Source organism: Opitutus sp. ER46 (genome assembly GCF_003054705.1).
GTDB lineage: Bacteria > Verrucomicrobiota > Verrucomicrobiia > Opitutales > Opitutaceae > ER46.
Map to the genome: position 1 here is coordinate 593,344 of NZ_QAYX01000022.1, position 20,036 is coordinate 613,379.

The following is a 20,036-nucleotide window of genomic DNA, read 5'->3' on the forward strand; positions in this document are numbered from 1 at the left end:
GGGTGGTTATTTATGGGCGGGCGAGAAATCGGGGTAGGCCTCGTTGCCATGTTCGCCGATGTCGAGTCCCTCCCTCTCCTCCTCCGCGCTCACGCGGATGCCCATGGTGGCCTTGAGCAGGAACCAGAGCACGAGCGAGACGATGAACACGAAGACGCCCACGACTGCGATGCCCTTGAGTTGCACGAGAGTCTGGGCCAGCACGCCCCATTTCTCAGCCGGGATCACCTGCCCGTCCGCGCCCACCGGCGGCAGCGCCGCGATCGTCGAGGCGATGTCGTAGTTGTAGAACAACCCCAGGGCCAGCGTGCCAAAGACGCCGTTGACCAGGTGCACCGACAGCGCGCCGACCGGATCGTCGAGTTTCACCTTGTCGAAGAAGACCACCGCCAGGACCACGAGCACGCCGGCGATCAAGCCGATGATGGCGCTCGAACCCACGGTCACGAACGCGCAGGGCGCCGTCACCGCCACCAGGCCGGCGAGACAGCCGTTCAGGATCATCGAGAAATCCGGTTTCTTCAGCAGCAGCCACGCCGTGACGAGCGCGCTGAGCGAGCCGGTCGCCGCGGCCATGTTGGTCGCCACCAGGATGTGGGCGATCGCCTTGCCGTTGCCGGCCGACATCGTGGAGCCGGGATTAAACCCGAACCAGCCGAGCCAGAGGATGAGCACGCCAAGCGCCGCGGAAGTCATGTTGTGCCCGGGGATCGGATGCACCTTCCCGTCGCGGTACTTGCCCAGCCGCGGCCCCAGCACGATCACTCCCGCCAGCGCGGCCCAGCCGCCCACGGAGTGCACCACAGTCGAGCCCGCGAAATCGCGGAAGTTGCCCGCGCTCAGGAAACCGCCGCCCCAGATCCAGTGACCGGATACCGGGTACACGAACGCGACCAGCAGGAAGCTGAAGATCAGGAACGCGCCAAACTTGATGCGCTCCGCCACCGCGCCCGACACGATCGTCGCCGCCGTGCCGGCGAAAACGAGCTGGAAGAAGAACTTCGCCCAGAGCGGCACCGCCGTCCAGTTGATGGCTCCGTACACGCCCGCATATTTCTCGGTCGAGAACGGATTCATCGCCGCATAGGCCGCACCGACGGCGGGCGAGTTGTCGGCGCCGCCGACGAACCAAAGGCCGCTCGTTCCGACCCATGGCGTGCCGTCGCCGAACATCAGGCCCCAGCCCACGACCCAGTACGAGATCGTGGAGGCGGCGAACACGATGAAGTTCTTGGCCAGGATGTTCGTGCAGTTCTTCGACTGGCAGAGTCCGGACTCCACCAGCGCGAACCCCGCGTTCATCCAGAACACGAGCATCGCCGCGACGAGGACCCAGACGGTGTCCGCGGCGACCCGCAGATCACTCAGATCGGACATCTTGGGAATTGCCGGCGTCCCGGCGGCATCGGCCGCCAGCGCCAGCGTTGGACCCGCGAGCGCGGCAACCGCAAAGGCGGTCTTCCACCAGAACACGGAGTCGAACTTGGACCTTAGCTTCATTTGGGAGGTGTGTGTGTGTTGTGAACGTTGCTCTGCCCCCGGCGCGGCGCCGACCAGCTGTCCCCGGATCGCCGGACTCGTCCGGGGCGGCGCGAACCATCTGAACCGCCGCCGGTTGAGCACTGGCGATGCCAGCGGGCGTGCCATGAAAACTTCGCACGTTGCGCGGTGAATCCAGCAACGCGATGACTGGCTCATCCGCCCACCTGTCGTGATCTGCAGCCGCGGTTGGCGCACCCTCCAGGAGGGAGAGTCTGTGCTCCGCCGCACCTCGGGCCTGCCGCCCGGTGACGCGCTTTTTCCTTCTCCCGCGGGCCCTCTCCGGTCTCCCTAGTCGGCGACTTTTCTCCTCCATGCACTTCCACAAGTACCACGCCCTCGGCAACGACTATATTGTCCTCGACCCGCGCGACTTTCCCGCCTGGCAGCCGGCCCCAACCGTCGAGCAGATCCGCGTCGTCTGCCACCGCAACTTCGGCGTCGGCTCCGACGGCATCCTCTGGGGCCCGCTGCCGTCGAAGCAGAGCGAGTTCGGTCTGCGTATCTTCAATCCCGACGGCTCCGAGGCCGAGAAGTCGGGTAACGGGCTGCGCATCTTCTCTCGCTTTCTGTGGGACCAGAAGCTGGTCAAGAATCCCGCCTTCACCGTCGAGACTCCCGGCGGCCACGTGCAGTCAGTCATCAAGGAGAACGGCCACCTGATCACCGTTGCCATGGGCCGCGTCAGTTTCGATAGCGCGAAGATTCCCGTGAACCTCCCCGGCGCGGCGCGCGAAGTGATCAACGAGAAGCTCCAGGTTCTCGACCGCGAGTTCACCTATTGCGCCGCCACGATCGGCAACCCGCACTGTGTCATTCCGCTCCCCGAGGTCTCTCCCGCCCTCGCCCACCGCTACGGCCCGCACCTCGAGACCCATCCCAATTTTCCGCGTAAAACCAACGTCCAGTTCCTGCGCGTCATCGATCGGGCCAACATCCAGATCGAAATCTGGGAGCGCGGCGCCGGCTACACCCTCGCCTCCGGCAGCAGCTCCAGCGCCTCCGCCGCCGTTGCCCGCAAGCTGGGCCTCGTCGACAGCAGCGTCACCGTCCACATGCCCGGCGGCCAGATCGGCATCGAGATCGGCCCCGACTTCTCGATCATGATGACCGGCACCGTGAACAAAGTCGCCGAGGGCACAATGCACCCCGACCTCTTCCAGGTCCGGGTGTGACCAGCCACTCTTTCTCTTCCTCTTGCTCTTCCTCTTTCTCTCGAGGGATTGAGCAGTTTTCGCTCCGCGAAAACTGAAGTGAGGGCTGCTGCGGGCGCCCTCGCCCTCCGGTTTTGCCCGAGGAATCGGAGGTCAAACGCCGCGGCCCGCCGATCACCCGCGCGGACTCGGATCGAGAGAAAGAGTATGAGTACGAGAGAGAGTAAGACCGACACGTATACTCCGTGGGCGCCACTCTCACTCTCACAATCACTCCGCACGCGTCCATCGGCCCGCCCCTCCTTCCCACCGGCCTCCTGCACACCCACCGGGTCACCCTCCGCGCCCCGAACCCGGCGCCCGCCTGATGCCGCGCTTGCCGGGTCCTTGCGACGATAGGGCATGACCACCGAAGCCAAAGCGATGGCCGGCCGCGTCGCGCTTGTCACCGGCGCCGGCTCCGGCATCGGCCGCGCCACCGCTGAACTCTTCGCCCTCGCCGGCGCCCGCGTCGGCGTAGTCGAACTTCATCCCGACGACGCCGCCGCGACCGCCGAAGCGATCCACACCGCCGGCGGCGAGGCGCTCGCGCTGCCGGCCGATGTTTCGCAGGCCGACACTCTCGACCGCGCCATCCGCCAGATCGACGACACTTGGGGCCGACTGGACTTCGTCATCGCCAACGCCGGCATCAACGGCACCTGGGCTCCCATCGAGGAGCTCTCCGAACAGGAGTGGGAAAAGACGTTCGCCGTGAACCTCAAGGGTACCTTTCTCACCACGAAGCTGTGCGTGCCGCTCCTCCGGCGCCAGGGCGGTGCCATTGCCATCGTCTCGTCGGTCAACGGCACCCGGATTTTCAGCAACGCTGGAGCCAGCGCCTACGCCACCACGAAAGCCGGCCAGCTCGCCTTTGGCCGTATGATGGCGCTCGAACTCGCCAAGCACCGGATTCGCGTAAACACCGTCTGCCCCGGCGCCATCGAGACGAACATCAGCGAGCGCACCACCCGCCGAAACCTAAAATCAGCCCGCGAACCGGTCATCTATCCCGCCGGCGAGATCCCCCTCACCGACGGCAAACCCGGCACCGCCCTCCAGGTCGCCCAGGTCCTCTGGTTCCTGTGCTCGCCCCTCGCCTCACACGTCACCGGCGCCGAGGTCTTCGTCGACGGCGCCGAGTCCCTCCTCCAGGGCTGACCCGCTAATCTATCTCTTACTCCTACTCTTCCTCTTCCTCCCGAGGGATTGAGAACTGCAGGGCTCGAGGCGCCAAATCGGCCCCGCGAGCGAGAGCAAGAGAAAGAGGAAGAGTAAGAGAAAGACCGCAGCGGGACAGATGGCTAGTCGATCGGCCCATCCGCCGTCCCCGCCTCGCGCCCGGCCCTCCCGCAATCCAAGAATCGCCCGTCCCCGCCGCCGGCTCCGCTGCTCCGCTGCCCCGGCTCCGCGTTCGGCCGGTCCGCGCTCCGCCGCACCATGCTCCGCCGCGCCGACGTGCCGCCGCGCCACGACGTCAGCGTTTTCCGCCCCGGGAAAGAGATCGTAAACCCGCGGTCGCGAGCCAAAATCCAGCCTCGCTTTCGCCCTCCGGCCCGCCCCTCAGGCCGCAGGTTCCACCGGGACTCAGCCCGGTCACTCTTCCCCAAACGCCGACGCCGTGCTCCCCTCGCTGGCGTCGCCGACCCAGCCCCCAATCCCAACGGAGACAGCATATGCCCAACCTCAATGTGTTGGTCGTCGATGACGAAGCGGAGATTCTCGAGACCATGAAGGTCTTCCTGCGGCAACGCGGTGACAACTGCACCACCTGCAGCAGCGGCCCGGAAGCACTTCAGGTCATGCATGACCGGATCTTCGACGTCATGCTCAGCGATATCCGCATGCCCTGCATGGACGGCCTCGAACTCGTCCGGCGCGGCAAGCTTCTCCAGCCCCACACCGCCTGCATCCTAATGTCCGGTGCCGGCAGCCGCGGCGACATCATCGCCGCGCTCAAGGCCGGCGTGTTCGACTTCGTCGACAAACCCTTCTCCAGTCTGCCGGAACTCACAATGCTCCTAGAGCGGGCGGCAGAAAGCAGCCGGACCGCCCGCGAGCGCGATGCTCTGCTCGAAAACTTGAAGGAGCAGAATACGCAGTTGGAGTTCAGCCTGCTGCGTCTCCACGAAGCGTTTGGCCGGCTGCGCGAGCAGGAGGAGGCGCTCGAGTCGGACCTCTTCAAAGCGCAACTCGTCCAGCGCCGCTTTCTCCCGCCCGGGTTCCCGATGCTGCCAGGCCTCGATCTGTACGGACATTTCGAACCCTGCGAGCACCTCGGCGGTGACTTCTTCGGCACGCTGGCACTCCCCGATGGTCGCCTCGGGCTCTACCTGCTCGATGTCGCCGGCCACGGCGTGAGCGCCGCCATGCTCACCGTCACGCTCCGTGAGTTCCTCCGTGCCCCCCAGCGCCATGCGTCGGCCGCCGACCTGCAGTCCGCCCCCGATCAGATGCTGGCATACCTCAACGACACGCTGCGCGCGGAGGCCTTCGATCCTCCCGTGTTCGCCACCATGCTGTACGCGGTGCTCGACCCGCAGACGGGCGAGGTGCGCCTCGCCGCGGCGGGCCATCCGCCGCCGCTCCTGCTCTCCGCCGCCGGCGAACCACGGTCGGTCTCCGTCCACGGCCCGGTCCTGGGCGGTCGCGCCGGGGCCCGCTACCAAGTCACCACGTGGACGCTCGAGCCCGGCGATACGATGCTCCTCTACTCCGACGGCCTCACCGAGGCGCGCGATGCGACCGGCCGCGAGTTTGGCATCGATACCCTGCAACACGTCCTGATGCACAACCACCGCCGACCTGCGATCGAGCTGGGCGAGGGCGTCGAGTCCGCCCTGCACGAACACCTCCGCGGCGCGACGGCCGCCGATGACGTGACCTTCCTGGTGGTCCGTCGGCCGGCAGCCGTCCCCACCGCCACCGTCCCGGCCCCCGGCGGCGCCTCCCGCCTGGCTCCGGGCAGCGTGCGGGTGGTGCCCCCGCGCACGCTCCGGCACGTGCCGCCCGATACGGGCGGGCGGATTGCGGGCGGCTGGCATGGGGAGAGTTGCATCATCCGCCTCCGCGGCGTGGGCAACTGGCAGCTCGCGACCACTTTTCGCGAGATGTTCATCAAGGCCCGCGAGCGGACACAGGACCGCGTGGCGATCGACCTCGCCCAATGCCAGTTGCTCGACTCGACCATGCTCGGCGTGCTGCTCCAGCACGCGGCCAATCTCGTCTTGCACCAGCCCGGCCTGCGCGTCGTCGAACAGTTGCGCGAGATCGACGTGGCGGACCAGTTCACCCTGAGCCACGAGCCGTGCCCGCCGATGCAGGCGCCGATCGCGATCGAGCCGATGGACACCAAACAGCCCTGCTCCGAGCTGATTCTTTCCGCGCATCAAGCCCTGATGGACGCGTCTTCCCGCAACTATCAACGGTTCGGCGCCGTCGTGGCGGCCCTGCGGCCGTCCGAGGACTCCGACACCTGACCTTGCCGCCCCGGCGGCACCCGAACGGGCTCCTTTCATCCGATCTGATCCGACTCGCAGGTATGTGGGGGTTGGGCGAGCCGGAGTGGGAGGTCGGATGGAGTGGAGGCGCTGTGGGAAGGGCCGCGGCTGCTCGCTCCAGCGAGAGTGGGACGCCGTGCCCGTTCGGGTGCTAGGTTGTCTGTGGGCGTGGGAACGATCGCGCCCGCCAGCGCGATCGGGAGGGAAGCCGCCGCGCGGAAGGCGCGGGGCGAAAGGACGAAGCAGGAAAGTCGGTCGTCATGGCGCGGTGACGTCAGGCCGTGACTTTGCGGCGCCCGACCGTCGCGGCGTGCTGCAGCCGGTGGGCCTGCTGATGGCGGGGCGTGTGCGCGAGGACATCGAAGCGCGCCTTGGCGAGATTGTCGCGCACCTGGCGGTTGACGCCGACCCAGATGCAGTTGATCGGGCAACGCTCGGAGAGGGGGCACCCTTCGCCGCCGGGCACGCAGCGGTTGAGCGTGACGGGACCCTCGAGAGCCTCGACGACGTCGAGCAGGGTAATCTTGTCGGCCGGCCGGGCGAGTCGGATGCCGCCGCCCGCGCCGCGCACCGCCGTGACGATGCCCGCCTGCGCGAGCTGGCCGACAATGCGCCGCACGAAGGGCATCGGCAGCAGCCGCTCCTCGGCAACCTCGCGGATCGTGACCTGCACGTCATCGCCCAGGGAGGCGAGATGCAGCACCAGCCGCGCGGCGTAGTCCGTATGTCGACCGATCGAGAGCATGAAGATGGGAAAGATGACAGCTCCGGTAACATTACCATGTCAATCACCTTTTCGGCGCCTCCGCCGCCGAAGAGATCCCCGTTCAACGCCGGCCGGCCAAGCTGCACCAACTGCGCAAACAATGGCGCGGTGGGCGAGACTCGAACTCGCGACCGACGGTTTAGAAAACCGTTGCTCTATCCGGCTGAGCTACCACCGCAAAGAAGACACGGACGGGTAGTCAGGACGCCCCCGGCCGACAAGGGCAAAACCCCGGCCCCGATTACGCCGCCGGAGGCGCGGGATCGCCGGATGGCGGTAGCTGCTGAGACGATGGGGCTTCCTCGTCAGCGGAAATGTACTCCAGGTCAAGGGGCCGGAAGTGGCCCCAGATGCGGACACCGAGGTAAGCCCCTACCCAGGCAAACAAGGACACGAACAGGACAAAGATCGGGGCCATGATAATCGCCGCGAGCAACCCCATGATGCCGGTGACAGGCCGGCCAGAGACCGCGACCGTATTGGCACCAAAGAGGGCAAGAACTCCGAAGAATAGAGCCATCGGGCAGATCACGGTCGCCGACCCGACCAGCACAAGTTTGAGCATCGACCCGGACCTGATCCGCCGCAGGCGTATTACTTTTGGGATGGGCATAGTTGTGTGGCTTCGTCGCAAGGATTGAGGCAAGGCGTCTCGGAATCGGCTCAGATGCCGATCCTCCCTCTGCCGGGCTGACTCACGAGCTCGTGTGCTGCGTTTTCTGGAGGTACTGGATGCTGACGCCGTCCATCGCGAGGGAGACGTCGTTGTGGCCGAAGCCCTCGAGCGGGTTGTGCCAGAGGATCTTTCCATCCTCGCCGTCGAGGCAGAACAGATGACCGGCGCAGCCGGCGAAGACGATCGAGCCGCGCAACAAGACGGTGACGTCCTCGTGGCTCGTCGCCGAAAGGAGCGAGCCGGTCTTGAGCGACGTCTTCCAGGCGAGCTTACCTGTGCCCGGGTCGATCCGGGCGACGGTGCCGTTGCAGCCGATGATGAGATTTTCCATGGGGAGGGTCTTGCGCCGGCGCCTCGGCGCTTCTGCACCGACGCGACAACAAATTGTTCAGGAGAATGGGCAGGCCGTCCGCACTATGGCAATCCATTGGATCTGCGCCCCCCCTGCTCCACCGTGGCCGCCATCCACTCGGAGAAACGGACGAACGCCCCCGCCGCCGCCGTCGACAACTGCGCCGAGAACCGCCTTTCCGGAGCCTCAAAAGAAAATTTCGAGCGACCGGGAAAACCACGCTTGACTCGCGATTTTCGAAACCTACGTTCCGCCTCCTTTCCCGATTAACGGGGTGGTAGCTCAGCTGGTTAGAGCGTCTGCCTGTCACGCAGAAGGTCGCGGGTTCGAGTCCCGTCCATCCCGCCATTCGTCCGATTTTTGCAGAAGGCCTGTTTCCCTCGCGGAACGGGCCTTTTGCCTATGTATCTACGACTTACGCGGGTTCCGACCGTTTGCACGGTCGGTCACGATTGCGCTCCGTTGTGCACGATTAGCGGTTCTAGAAACCACCAAGAAACCACCGGAACCGCCATCACTTCGAGGCGCGTTCACGGTGTTAGCTGCCACTCTTTGGATCGGCAGGGCCTCGCTCAGTATTGAAGCGCGCTGCAAGTATCCGCTTGTGCTCTGCTTCGCGAATTCGTCGGTAGTCAGCCTCGGCAACCGCGCGCGCCAGTTCGTCGTCATCAATCTCGCTTCCGTCGTCGATGCCATGGCTCAGCCTTTCCCGCGCGATTGGAATGAGGTGTTCGACCGCAATCGACTGACGCAGGCACGTGGCGAGTTCGTGGTTGGTTAGGCTGCCGGTTGGCTTTGTCCACGCGTGCCGAACGCGGTCGATCAGCGAGCTGTCGCGACATGGCTCCTTCCATGGGCCGACAATATCCTCGAGAGTCTGGTTTACGATCGCCATGTGGATCAGGGAAGCCGTGGTCCAGATTTGGATGATCCGGGAAGCCAAGCACTGCCCATGGTGGCCTTGCCGCTGGAGACGACGTTCACAAAATACACCGCAAGGAATATCAACACGACGCTTAACGCCCAGGTCGGGGGCATCACGTTGGTGAAGGCGTTGACGATTGCGACCACCAGAATCGTGCTGCCGTAGACTGTGCGACGCACGGACCGCCTGCGCAGCAGGAGTTGGCGCGCAGCTTCGCAGAACGTAAAGAGCACCGTAGCCCGCATCAAGGCCTCGGGCGCGAAGAAATTCGGAAGATGCGGCGTGAGGCGCACCCGGTTGAGGGTATCCGCGAACTCGATGGTGAACGCGATGCAGGCCACGGACGTTACCACGACGGCACTGTGGCTCAGCAGCGTGCGGAGTGCCGACAACATCTCCGGCGCCTCGCCCGTCTGACGCCGAAGGAAAACTGCCAGCGCGCCAATTGGAAGCATCGCCGCGATCCAAGGCGCCATCAGCACAGCGATCGAGGGCGCATACGGGTGTCCAAAACGCACGTACCGGTAGGACGGCACGATGATCACAGCGGCCGAAACGATCGCGCACACAAGCGCGGCAATGCGACCGTGTTTGGGGTACTGCAGCAGGATCACCCGAATGAACAGCGTCGCGGCCAGCGGCACGTACACACACAGGAGAAGCTGCTGCTCGAACAGTTCGTATCGTGGCGGGCCGTCCAAAAGGAATGCGATCGGCAACATGGGGCAGTTGATTCTGACTATTCAGAACCCACGCCTCACACGAGGCGACTAGAAATCCGCCCCGCACCTCAAGTACGACGGCTGTACGGGAGCGAAGCTGAGGAAGCATGCCCTGAAGCTGCATGAGCAGGGATGCGGGCTTGCGCAGCCGCACGGTTCGGGCGATACCCAAAACGATGACTACGTGCGCGCCGATTCGCTGGTTTCCGCGTGTCTTGCTGATGTGGATCGGTGTCGCTGTGTTGCTGACAACAACGGCCAGCGCAGATGACGCTCGCGAGCGTCTTGTGCAGCGAACCTACAACGCTCTGGCCTTGGAACAGGAGTTTGCCTCCGCCCACCACGAGTACCTGAAGTTCTTGAAGGCACGGAGCACCAGCTCGGGCTATCAGGCTGCCGTCGCGCATGTCGGGGATCGCATGATCATGTCGGATTACCGCGCTCGGATCAGCTCGTTTCTGGCCAACACATTCTCGGACGACGAACTTTCGGTGATTGCGGACTACTTCGAGAGTCGTGGCGGGCAGGAAGTGCTGAACTACGAGCGCCGATCCCGCTCAATGCGCAACCATCCGGGATTCGATGTGAATGCCGAGGCAAGGCGGTTTGCTGAAGGGCAGCCCAAAGGGGATCAATCTGCGTTTCGGGCCTTCAACGACTCGGCGGCCGGGCGACGCTTTCAGCCTAAGCATCAAGAGCTAGTCAGGTTTGTTCTCCAGCTCGTTGGACAACTTGGGGGACGAAATCCTTGCGAAGATCGCGGCAGAGCACAAATCACGCCCCGGCCCATAGATTGGACGGTTGCCCGATTGACCCCATGAAGGACACGGATCGTCCAAGGCAAATCGCGCCGGGCAGGCCGCGTCGGCTTACAAAGGCAGAAAGCGCGCAATTCAAGTGGCGTACGATTATCCTTCCGTCGGCACTGGGCAGCATCGGCTTCATTGGTGGCCTATCACTACTCCACTCGCTCCTGATAGCGGTGTTCGCCGTCCCGCCGCTGCCTGAAGACGTACTGAAGCTCTGGCTCCCGCTTTTCCTCCCGTGGGTTGTCATTCTGGGAGTTCTGCGTCGCCGCCTCAAGCTGCTGCGTTGGTACCGGGATTGGTTTACCGGAGCCATGCTCGTTTGGTTCGTCATCAGTTGCCCAAGCATTATCGCCCAACACTACATCGCTGATGCCGTCGGGAAGCTCACTCGAGTAACCCGCATCAGCGAGGTCCGCGGCCTACCTCAGAGCCGCTTTTGGATGGCATCAAGCTGGACCGGGGACAAGCGAGGCGCACTTCGATCAGTTGAGATGTCCGTTAGCGGAAAACACTCGGAGTATTTCGACATCACGGTGCGGTATGCGGTGCCGCTCACGGACCCGAACACGAAGCGCGACAGCCAAAGCCCTTCCGCTTGGCTGGCGCTCAAGTACAATCGGCGCCTAAACAATAGCTCCGATCCGGCGTCCAAGCAGAGCGCTGTAAATGACCTCTGGTCCGAAGCCGCAAGAAAGCTGGCGGCAGACGATCTCCGATGGGTGACGTTTTTCTCAATTGAGGGAAACACCCGCGCGCGGCGCGCGATCGAGTCGATGTTGCGCGATGCTTCGGCTCCGGCTGCGCCGCTGCTAGCACCACACGATGGAGAATTCGAGGATAGGACCGGTAGCTCCCTTCCGTGGGCCTTTGGAACGTTCGCCATCGGGTTTACACTCTGGTGTGCGGTGATACTGCTAGTGAGGCTGGACAGCAGCCGCGTCAGGGAATGGCAGATTGGCGATTCGTCCGCGGATAAGATCGCCGGTTTGTGGCTCCTGACTCCAAGGGACGGTTACGTGGTGACGCCGGTCTTGTTGTTCCTGAACGTCGCGGTCTGGCTAGTAATGGCCTCGCAGGACGTAGGACTGGGGCATACGTCGGCCAACGACCTCATTACCTGGGGTGCTGCATATCGGCCGTTGATTGCGCAAGGTGAATTCTGGCGGCTCATCACGTCCTCGTTCGTGCACGCCAACCTTCTGCACATCGTCAACAATGCTGTGATGCTCGTGCTGATCGGATCCGTAATGGAGCAGTCGGTGAGGTCCTCATGGTATGCGGCGGTTTATGCGCTGAGCGGCTTGGTGGGGATTTCCGTTAGCGTTGCCTGGCATCCGAACACTGCGATTGTCGGCGCGTCGGCTGCGATCTTTGGTCTCGCTGGGTACGGAATCGTTGAACTGCTTATCAGGCGGGACAGCATCGGAGCGGCTCCTGCTCTGCTCAAGATCGCCGCAGTGTATCTCGGCATCAATCTCGTGATTGGGATCGTCCTGCCAGGAGTAGACCTCGTTGCGCACGTGGCAGGACTCGGTACCGGTGCCGCGCTAGGTGTGTTCCGGTGTCTCGTTCCTGCTTTACGCACCGGCGATCGCTGAGCCCTCAGCCGCTTTCGTACGCCTCACGAATCCTCCGAGACTTGATTTCGCCGCGTTGGCAGGCCTCGCAACCGCAGGGTTTACGGCCCTTCGCCTCGGGGTAATACCGCCAGCCGACCCCTTGCGACGGTGTGTACACGCGCATGATTTCAGATGAAGTGATCTTGCGCGGGATCATCACCTGCAGCCCCAGTCCAGACGTGTGCTCTCGAAAGACGCGGATTGCACCGACTGCGGTCGTGTCGAGGGGCTCCTGCCCGTAGTGGCCGACGCGCACTTGTTCCTCGTCCGGTATCCGGAACTGGACGGCGGCGATGGTGCGGATTCCGCGTCGCTTCAGCTCACGCACCCACTGGTGCGAGACCATGAAGTTCTCGAGAACAGGTGTGGCGAAGACGTACTCCTCCCCGTTCCAGATCTCGCTCGGCTTGATGCCGGTCTTGGCGATCCGCTTCGCCAGCCGTTCGTCGGTCAAGTGGATGAATTGGGCCATGAGTCAGAGCACTCGGTATGGCTCAGTCGCACGTCACATAGGCGACGACATCGTGCGATCGGGTGTCCATGGCCCAGATCATGACATGTCCCAGTTGGGTATCGCCGGCTGGTTGGTTTTTAAAAGACAACTCCCATTTGCAAACGATAATCCAGCATTCGCCAGTTGAGTGCGTACCGAGAAACGCGCCCACCGGCACGACGGCCAAGCTGTCGTTGTACCATTTCTCCGGGTGCGCCTCACGGTCCTTCAAGGCGGCTTCGTATTCCTCTTTCTCTTTCTTGTTCTGCTTCTCCAAAGCCTCCCGCTCTTCGCGGGAGGCATCCGGTGGAACTAGGATCTGCTGCCGGAAAGGCTCCAGCATACTCTCGCGAGTTCTGCCGCGATTGAGGCGCTGAAGACACTTTTCCAGACTCGCGATATCCAACCCGCCTGCCTTTGCTTTTGCGACGAGCGCGCCCGAGAACCGCTGCCACTTCTTCTCCCAGTCAATGGCGAGCAGCCCAGAGAAACGTCGCTCTTCCAGGCGGTTGAAGAACCGCTTCGACAAAACGCGCTCGGCCGCGTCGCGGTCTGCTGGGACAAGCAGCTCGATGCGAGAGACCGCTACATCAGCGATCGCCGCGTCGAGATCAGCAGGTGTGACGATCGGTACGATCGGCGGCAACGGTTCGGCCGCCGCCAGAGTCAATGCGGAGAAGGCGATAAGCCAGAGCGACCGTTTCATTTGAATTCCGCGATCACCTCGATGAGCCCCACGATGTTCCGGTTGAATTCGGCAAGTTCCTCGGCCGGCACCCACAGTTCGGCGTGAACCTTCGCGCCGACGATCTGCGGCGTGTATTTGGTGAGGAAATTGCTGCGGACACGAAACCGCATCACGTACCCAGCGCCCGACGCCTTCACATTCCAGTCACGGGCGATCTGTGTAGCGTACGCTTCGTTCAGGACCGGATAGAAGATTGGCTGGTCCGGCAACCGTGGCGGAAACGCGGCATAGCCGGACTCGGCGATGAGCTTGAGCTCCTTTGGGCCGACCGGGCGATAAAGCGTGGTGGTGTCTTCAGGCATGGAGGCGCTTCAGTCCCGGTAGACGTAACGAAGTGGATCTGAAATATGGGATGTTCCGACGCGGCCGGTCACCCAACCTGAGTCGGGACGGAGCAGATCGGGCCACGCGCACCACCACGGTACTCGCGGATGCTCGTCGCGGACGTCAGATATTCGTAGCACCTGAACAGGCATCGGGCCCCAGTCCTCCTGGCGACCAGCGATTCGGCTCGCAAAGTCCGATCGAAACTCAGCCGGCAAACGATCGCAAACCGCAGCGAAAAGCGGTCGAGCGTGTTCGGTCCAAGCATTGTGGAGCAAGATGTCGTCGGGGGCAGGACCCTCCATCGGTCCAAAATGAATCGAGACCGCCAAGCCGTCGCAGACCGGAGCCATGAACGCGCGACCGCCAAGTCTGCCCCTAGTGTCTGCGATGATCGCTGCGATTCTCACGCTGTCATCGGGGCTCAGCGCGGCTTCCGCGAGAAGGGTGGGCTTGCTTCGTGGATCATCGTCCTTCGTCCCGATAACGACGACACGATCGGGCAGCACGATCCAATCCCTAGACCAGTGCATCGAGTACTGATGAAGTCTGACGAGCGGTTGCGGGCCTGTGGGTACCGCTGCCGGCGCGCTGCACCAAAGGCTCACTTCCTTCTGCGGCCCGTCGCAGTTGGTGAAGAAGAATGCGGATTGCCGGTTTCCATCTGTCTCGATGGCGAACTCGAGATAGATGTCTCCGCGCCGGTATAACGGAGCGTACGAGTATCCAGGCGCCATGTGTACCACTTGGGGGTTTAGCAGTGCGAACTCGGCGGGCCATCTGCCTTGTGTGTACCGGCGCGGTTCCTTCTCGTCCCGAACCCGCTCAGCCATCGCAGCAATCTGCCCTTCGCCGAGTCCCTGGATGCGGCGTAAACTGGCCCGAAAATTCAGGTAATCCACGAGGTTTGCCGACACGAAGGCAAATACCGGCGTACTCCAGATCACGAGCGCCAGTGCAGCGCTCCAGGTCTTCCGCATACCGAGCCACGCGTAGGTGGTGCCGATGAGAACACACAACGGCACGAGCCCGCACAGCGCGACAGCCAGTGCCATTGCCCACGTGTACGGCTGCTGCGGCCAAATAACGTCAGGGTCTTTGCACCTCGCGGCGAGCGTCGAGGCGCACGCTGCCGCAAAACCGGCCGCAGCGGGAACGCTGACAACGATTACCCATTTGAACCTCGCCGCCAGCAGCGCGGGGGCGGCGCAAATTGCTGCCGCGGCTACAAACCACCAACGCGAAGGATCGACCTGAACGAGCGGCGCTGGAATCCCGAACATGACAATCGCCCAGCAAGTCACGATCCCGACCGCGACCGTCGCAAGGATGACGGATCGGATATTGTTTCCGAACGAGCGAAATGGACGGGGCATGCGGTTAATCGAAGATTGCCTCGTGCGGCACCGATGAGCCCAAGACAAAACTGAGAACGACCAGGCCCACGCCGGACCCGAGAAATAGCCAAAATGAATACGACCGAGCTACTGGCTCTTTCTTTCTTCGGATAAGATAGTAGGCAGTCGCGATCAACAGCGCTGCTATGCCGGCGACCATGAAATCGGCTTCGGCGGAAAAGCTCCTCTGGGGCGGAAGGAGATAAGCAAGATGGCTCATGTCCGATCGATATCAACCCACGACCTGGACTGGCGCGAGAGTTTTACCGACAGCATCGGTCGTCACGCAACCGGGGCCATCTAGCGTACGCTTGGTTTAGCACCGGACGAACGATGAGCTGGTCCGGCAACCGGGACGGATACGCGGATAGCCTGAGTCGGCGATGAGCTTGAACTCCTTCGGACCGACTGAGCGATAGAGAATGGTGGTGGTGGGTTCGGCCATGGCTGGTGTCGCGTTCGGAGCCTCTTCGGCGCATTGTTTGCGTCAAACAGGATTGCCGGAGAGCGTGCGTTCCCGATTATCTGGTGAACTCAGCATGGCGCGCAGCATTCACACGACCCGGCGGAGTCTGGCCGAACTAAAGAAGCGAAAGTTTGCAAGCGACGATGATCGCCGAGTCGCGATCTCAAAAGCCGAGTTCAAGTTGCAGCGGAAGCGTCGGATTAAGCGCCACGTGTCTGCCGAACGCCACGCCGTAGAGATTCAAGGCGAGCCGGTGCCTGGATCCGCGATTCCCATCGTAGTCGCTGACCAGGAGCGCAATGTCTTCCACGCGGCTTCCTCCGACGATATCAGGATGATCCTGGGCATGCTGCCCGCGGCCGCCGTCGAGGGAATCGGTGAAATCCGTCTCTCCCTTGGACGCGACTACATGCTGGAACTGATCGAGGAGTATCCCGGCAAACCTGACCCATTTACTGGGCGGGCGGGTTTCAGTTCGTTTCCGGGCGTTTACTCCGGGACGGTCCTCGGAACGTACTTTCCATCAAAGGGGTTGGTTTGTGTTTATGGGTACGTGGTCGACTGGGACCACTTGGCGATTCCTCGCGCCATTTTGGAAACGTACCTGCGGCTTCTCACGCTGAAGACGCTCATGCATGAGATCGCGCATTTCCATGATCGCACTGCGCGAGTGGGTCGCGGACGCTGGCTGGCAGATCGGCGCGAGAATCTGGAATGGTATGCCGAGAAGCAGGAGCAGGAATGGACCGAGCACATTGTCGTTCCTTTCCTGGAGCGCACCTATGCGAAGGAGGCTCGTGCTTTCCGTTCATGGGTAAAGCAGCGCGGGGGGATCGACCTGCCCCTCACGTTCTTCGCTGGAGACAGCCGCAGAACCGAACGGAACGGGCTGACGCGTCTTGTATTTTCTACGTCCGGTGCTTTCGAGAGTTGGCTGAAGGAACTGCCAAGCTGCGGCTCGCGGCACGAGGCGTATCTGGCGCTCGCTTGGGAGCTACATATCGCGGACCAGTACGAAGACTGCCTGAAAGTGCTAAATCGCATTCTGAACGACGACGGCGACCACATAAAAGCCCGCGAATGCCGTGCCGACACTCTCGTCCACTTGGAACGACTCGATGAAGCCCTTGCCGATGCTGATGATGTAATCCGACGGGCGCCAGATGAGAACGGTGCCTGGGAATCGCGCTGCGATGTCTTGGAGGAGCGAAAGGACTGGGCTGGCATTATGGAGACGTGCCGCCGTTGGATGCTCGTTCCGCACGTCTCGCCAGGGAAACGCCGTGAATGTCACAGGTATCGGGCCGTGGCGCTGTGCGCGACGGGCGACGTCGCTGCTACGGAGACGAGTCTCGCGGCATATTGGGCGACGTTCCGATTCAAGAACCCCGAACGTGCAAAGCAGCGGATGCTGTTCGTGCGGCGAGCCGTGTACCGCCGGGCGGGACGACCCCTTGCGGACGATCCGATGAGAAAATGGTCGGTCTCGGCGAACACGTAGATGCCCGGCAATACCGAACACGAGGGAGCCCCTACAGGGGAACGAGTGCTGCTCCTGACGATTCAGGACACGTTCGACATTGCTGGACGTGGATTGGTCCTGCTTCCCGATTTCTCAGTCCCTTTTGGCGGTTGGCAGAATCGCACCGACACGGTCTCGATTGTTGCCCCGAACGGGTCGACAGTTGATGCCGATGCTGCATTAAATCTGACGCACTTCGTCCCAATCGACAAGAGCATGCCCCCGGATCGCCGCTGGCGAGTAGTGATGATGCTTCCCAACGTGGAGAGGAGCGCCGTTCCCGTAGGGTCGGAAATCTTCGGTTCAGCCGAGCTTGCGCGAGCCATTCGTGGCGAGAAGCGACTCGGGGTCTAGAGACACCCCAAATGAAGAGACCCCTGGTCATCGCTTCGATCGGATTGGTTTTGATCGTCTCGACGTACGTCGCTCTGCACCTGGCCCAGCAACGCGCGGCACGAGAGCTCGAACGCGAACTTGAGTTTACGAAATATATCAAGGCAATCGAGCGGGCCGAGGCAGCGGAAGCTGCCGTGCCGGCAATCCCGGTCTCAGCAGAGAGGCGCGGCCGCTATTTCCTGAATTCGGTGTTCGTCTGGAACGGCGGCGTTGTTGCGTCGATGAATACGAAGTACCCGCCGCGCGACCGCAATCAGAGATTGTGGATGTACGATCCAGCACTCGATGAGTTCGTTCCGCATCCCTTAAGGCAGGAATTGCAGCGAGTCATCGGCGGACTCAGGAGCTTGGCGATTGTGAGCGCAGACGGCACGTCGGACTTGGTCGAATTCAACGGTGCGAGGCGGGCCATGCTGAAGAAGAACGTCATCGTGCCGGAAAACAGCGCGATCACCTTCAACACTAGATTCGTCTTTGTCGTGAGTCCCGGATCGGCTCAAGCGATTGACGCCACGGGTCAGGTGGTAACCTCGAAAATCGACGAGTCAGAAATCACAACAGTTGAAGCGTCACCGAACGAACTGCTTGTCTCATGCGATCAAGGTGAATTCGGCGCAACGCTTGCCGCGTATCAGATCGGCCCCAATGGCCGACTCGGCTCACGCAAAGAGCTCGTTCAAGCCCACATCACCTCAAGCGACCAAGACGAACTGAACAACATCTGGATGTGGGGCATCTTTCGGCACCTCGGCATGGGGTCGTCCGGATTGTACGTGTACCCTCCGGGCGGGCCGATCCGTGGTCTGCGAAAAAACGGCCCTGTCGAACGCCCCGACGCGGTCGCAATTGAGTCTCCTGGGCACGTATTGGTGCTGAGTGGCTACAAGGGGATCAGTCGAGTGGATGCCCGTGGCCACGTCGAAGAACTCTGGCACGGCCGGACGTCAATCGTCTACCGTACCGAACGAGTCGGACGGGCGACGAACCGGGATAAAGACACACCGCATTCGATGGCACTACTTGGAAACAGACTGTTCGTCGCGAGCGAGGGTCTGGGCGTGTACGAATTTGAGCGCACGGCAGACGGCATTCGCTTTTTGCGTCAGCTACACCTCTCTCCTGAGCCCGCCGTAGTACCTGAAGCTAGGCGGTAACGTGACGCGAATGAATACCCAAAAGTCGCCCAGGGATTTCGACGCGCTGGTGAAGCTGTTGGAGACGAGCCTGCTCCCGGTTGTGCGGCAAGACGAGGAGTGGCTGCATGCGTCCGGGCATTTCTCGGACGTCGAAGTCCTATCGCTGCGGCATGCAGAGACTGTGCACGCCCTTGGCATCGCCTGCAGACCTGTTTGGGCTTCTGACGAGCTGGAGCGCCTCACTTTTACGGCCGCACTGATCGAGTTTGAACGGCTTTCAGGCCGAATTGACGTGCAGTGGAGCCAGGTCTTCAACACCCGCACGGGGTCGGGATACACGAAACGGGAGTGCGGTGGGTTCCACGGCCCGTTGATGACCGATGCCGACATAACGCGCTTCAAGGGCGAGTGGTTCCGTCTAGCAGGTCTGTTCAGGCGAGTAGCGCGGCGAGGAAAACCGAGCACGTACCTACTTCGACGCCTGCGCGGTGCTCCAGCCGATCAGTACGGCTGGAAGCAGGATGCGATGTCGACCTAAGAACCAGCTCCGCCGATCGTCTCAAAGCTGATGCCGTCCACATCTCCTTCGCGGTTCCGATCACTCGGAGTGGCCACTACCATGGTCAGCCTCAGTGTGGGAGGCCTGTGGCTGAAATGGTCGCTGCTGTCGTTCAACTCGTGCGGATGGCCGACTGATTTCGGGTTGGTCATGACCGTCTTGTTTGTGGTGGGCGTTATCCTGGCGTTCTCGGCGGCGGCGGTGTCGTCGGCCCGGTGGAGGAGGACGATGCAGGTAATCGCAGGATTCGTCCTGGTTGCGATGGTAGTGATCCCCATGGACGTGAACGCCTGGCTGCCAGAGCCGAAATACACGTTCCGGCGGGAGGACCGATTCGTTTCGATTACCGGGAAGCCGCGTATCGAGGACGGGCAATACGCGAAGATTCTCGTGCTCGATCCGCCAGAAACGTCGGAACCATCCATCCGCATTTACCTATCGCCAGAATGGGCTTCCCAGCTTTCTGGCATCGGTACGGCAGAGTTTACGTTGTGGCGGACGCGCGAAGTGCTGCTGCCCGGTTGGCGCGTTGAAGGGCACGTTCCGGAATGGCGGGACACCCTCGAAACCATTCGGGTCACCGGTCAGACACTGTACGATCGCCGCACCTGCCCAGTGCACCACGTGACGATGCAACGCATGGAGTTGCCAATTCATTACGGAATGCCCGCGTACAATGACGCGTGGGAGAAATTCAGCGGCGGCCCAGGATTCGTGCAAGGTGGGTGCGTGGTGACGCCGCAACGGACGGCGATGGGTTACCGCTGCCCTGAGTGTTCCGCGGAGTACGAGAAGTGGGCGGCGGAACTGAACCGAAAATATGCGGAGCGCAGCGGGAGCCCGGCTGGCCCGGAAAAAGGCTCGTAAGTTTCAAGACTGCCGGGCCAGTAGCAG

Annotated in this window: 20 protein-coding genes and 2 tRNA genes; 11 read left to right on the top strand and 11 right to left on the bottom strand. The window is 62.5% G+C overall.

Annotation, left to right across the window (positions count from 1 at the left end; genetic code table 11):
* Positions 1–6 precede the first annotated feature (6 nt).
* On the bottom strand, positions 7–1,500 hold the full coding sequence (amt, locus tag DB354_RS12750; protein ID WP_107835993.1) for an ammonium transporter: 1,494 nt from the start codon (positions 1,498–1,500) through the stop codon (positions 7–9).
* Positions 1,501–1,853: 353 nt separating this feature from the next.
* Between amt and dapF the strand changes: the two genes are divergently transcribed.
* From dapF to DB354_RS12765, 3 genes are all read left to right on the top strand, one after another.
* Positions 1,854–2,714, top strand: coding sequence for a diaminopimelate epimerase (gene dapF, locus DB354_RS12755; protein WP_107835994.1), 861 nt, complete (start codon positions 1,854–1,856; stop codon positions 2,712–2,714).
* Positions 2,715–3,095: 381 nt separating this feature from the next.
* On the top strand, positions 3,096–3,893 hold the full coding sequence (locus DB354_RS12760; RefSeq protein WP_107835995.1) for an SDR family NAD(P)-dependent oxidoreductase: 798 nt from the start codon (positions 3,096–3,098) through the stop codon (positions 3,891–3,893).
* Between the two features lie 515 nt (positions 3,894–4,408).
* A complete protein-coding gene (locus DB354_RS12765; RefSeq protein ID WP_107835996.1) occupies positions 4,409–6,211 on the top strand; it encodes a SpoIIE family protein phosphatase in 1,803 nt (600 codons plus the stop codon).
* Between the two features lie 295 nt (positions 6,212–6,506).
* Here DB354_RS12765 and DB354_RS12770 read toward each other — a convergent pair whose 3' ends face one another.
* The 4 genes from DB354_RS12770 to DB354_RS12785 form a co-directional block, all read right to left on the bottom strand.
* Positions 6,507–6,977, bottom strand: coding sequence for an Rrf2 family transcriptional regulator (locus tag DB354_RS12770; RefSeq protein WP_107835997.1), 471 nt, complete (start codon positions 6,975–6,977; stop codon positions 6,507–6,509).
* Positions 6,978–7,099: 122 nt separating this feature from the next.
* A tRNA-Arg gene (locus DB354_RS12775) sits at positions 7,100–7,176 on the bottom strand.
* A gap of 63 nt (positions 7,177–7,239) precedes the next feature.
* The gene (locus DB354_RS12780; RefSeq protein WP_146180223.1) at positions 7,240–7,563 is read right to left on the bottom strand and encodes a hypothetical protein; all 324 of its coding nucleotides are present in this window, start codon (positions 7,561–7,563) and stop codon (positions 7,240–7,242) included.
* A gap of 130 nt (positions 7,564–7,693) precedes the next feature.
* Positions 7,694–8,005 (bottom strand): PQQ-binding-like beta-propeller repeat protein, encoded by a 312-nt coding sequence (locus DB354_RS12785; RefSeq protein WP_107835999.1) that lies wholly within the window; start codon positions 8,003–8,005, stop codon positions 7,694–7,696.
* Between the two features lie 292 nt (positions 8,006–8,297).
* Here DB354_RS12785 and DB354_RS12790 point away from each other — a divergent pair.
* Positions 8,298–8,374, top strand: a tRNA-Asp gene (locus tag DB354_RS12790).
* Between the two features lie 190 nt (positions 8,375–8,564).
* Here DB354_RS12790 and DB354_RS22000 read toward each other — a convergent pair.
* On the bottom strand, positions 8,565–8,921 hold the full coding sequence (locus DB354_RS22000) for a hypothetical protein (protein WP_146180224.1): 357 nt from the start codon (positions 8,919–8,921) through the stop codon (positions 8,565–8,567).
* A 5-nt stretch (positions 8,922–8,926) separates the two neighbouring features.
* Complete coding sequence (locus tag DB354_RS12795) at positions 8,927–9,673, bottom strand: hypothetical protein (RefSeq protein ID WP_107836000.1); 747 nt, start codon at positions 9,671–9,673, stop codon at positions 8,927–8,929.
* A gap of 215 nt (positions 9,674–9,888) precedes the next feature.
* On the opposite strand from DB354_RS12795, the gene DB354_RS12800 reads away from it, so the two are divergent.
* Both DB354_RS12800 and DB354_RS12805 read left to right on the top strand, forming a co-directional pair.
* Complete coding sequence (locus DB354_RS12800; RefSeq protein WP_146180225.1) at positions 9,889–10,494, top strand: hypothetical protein; 606 nt, start codon at positions 9,889–9,891, stop codon at positions 10,492–10,494.
* On the top strand, positions 10,491–12,080 hold the full coding sequence (locus tag DB354_RS12805) for a rhomboid family intramembrane serine protease (protein WP_107836002.1): 1,590 nt from the start codon (positions 10,491–10,493) through the stop codon (positions 12,078–12,080). Before DB354_RS12800 ends, DB354_RS12805 begins: the two co-directional genes overlap by 4 nt.
* Before the next feature lie 4 nt (positions 12,081–12,084).
* Here DB354_RS12805 and DB354_RS12810 read toward each other — a convergent pair whose 3' ends face one another.
* From DB354_RS12810 to DB354_RS12825, 4 genes are read right to left on the bottom strand one after another with little or no spacing between them, the layout of a single operon-like run.
* Positions 12,085–12,555: a hypothetical protein gene (locus DB354_RS12810; protein ID WP_199226849.1), complete on the bottom strand. Its 471-nt coding sequence runs from the start codon at positions 12,553–12,555 to the stop codon at positions 12,085–12,087.
* Between the two features lie 40 nt (positions 12,556–12,595).
* Positions 12,596–13,300 carry a hypothetical protein gene (locus DB354_RS12815; RefSeq protein WP_107836004.1) on the bottom strand — a complete coding sequence of 235 codons (705 nt, stop codon included), beginning with the start codon at positions 13,298–13,300 and terminating at the stop codon, positions 12,596–12,598.
* Complete coding sequence (locus tag DB354_RS12820) at positions 13,297–13,644, bottom strand: hypothetical protein (RefSeq protein ID WP_107836005.1); 348 nt, start codon at positions 13,642–13,644, stop codon at positions 13,297–13,299. Before DB354_RS12820 ends, DB354_RS12815 begins: the two co-directional genes overlap by 4 nt.
* Positions 13,645–13,653: 9 nt before the next feature.
* Entirely contained in the window at positions 13,654–15,042 is a 1,389-nt protein-coding gene (locus tag DB354_RS12825) for a hypothetical protein (protein ID WP_107836006.1), read from the bottom strand.
* A gap of 560 nt (positions 15,043–15,602) precedes the next feature.
* On the opposite strand from DB354_RS12825, the gene DB354_RS12835 reads away from it, so the two are divergent.
* The 5 genes from DB354_RS12835 (at position 15,603) to DB354_RS12850 (ending at position 20,009) form a co-directional block, all read left to right on the top strand.
* Positions 15,603–17,030: a hypothetical protein gene (locus tag DB354_RS12835; protein ID WP_107836008.1), complete on the top strand. Its 1,428-nt coding sequence runs from the start codon at positions 15,603–15,605 to the stop codon at positions 17,028–17,030.
* A 45-nt stretch (positions 17,031–17,075) separates the two neighbouring features.
* A complete protein-coding gene (locus DB354_RS22005) occupies positions 17,076–17,405 on the top strand; it encodes a hypothetical protein (protein WP_146180227.1) in 330 nt (109 codons plus the stop codon).
* 11 nt (positions 17,406–17,416) lie between these two features.
* Entirely contained in the window at positions 17,417–18,601 is a 1,185-nt protein-coding gene (locus DB354_RS12840) for a hypothetical protein (protein ID WP_146180228.1), read from the top strand.
* Between the two features lie 10 nt (positions 18,602–18,611).
* Positions 18,612–19,121, top strand: coding sequence for a hypothetical protein (locus DB354_RS12845; RefSeq protein WP_146180229.1), 510 nt, complete (start codon positions 18,612–18,614; stop codon positions 19,119–19,121).
* Positions 19,122–19,202: 81 nt separating this feature from the next.
* Positions 19,203–20,009 (top strand): hypothetical protein, encoded by an 807-nt coding sequence (locus tag DB354_RS12850; RefSeq protein WP_107836011.1) that lies wholly within the window; start codon positions 19,203–19,205, stop codon positions 20,007–20,009.
* Positions 20,010–20,036 lie beyond the last annotated feature (27 nt).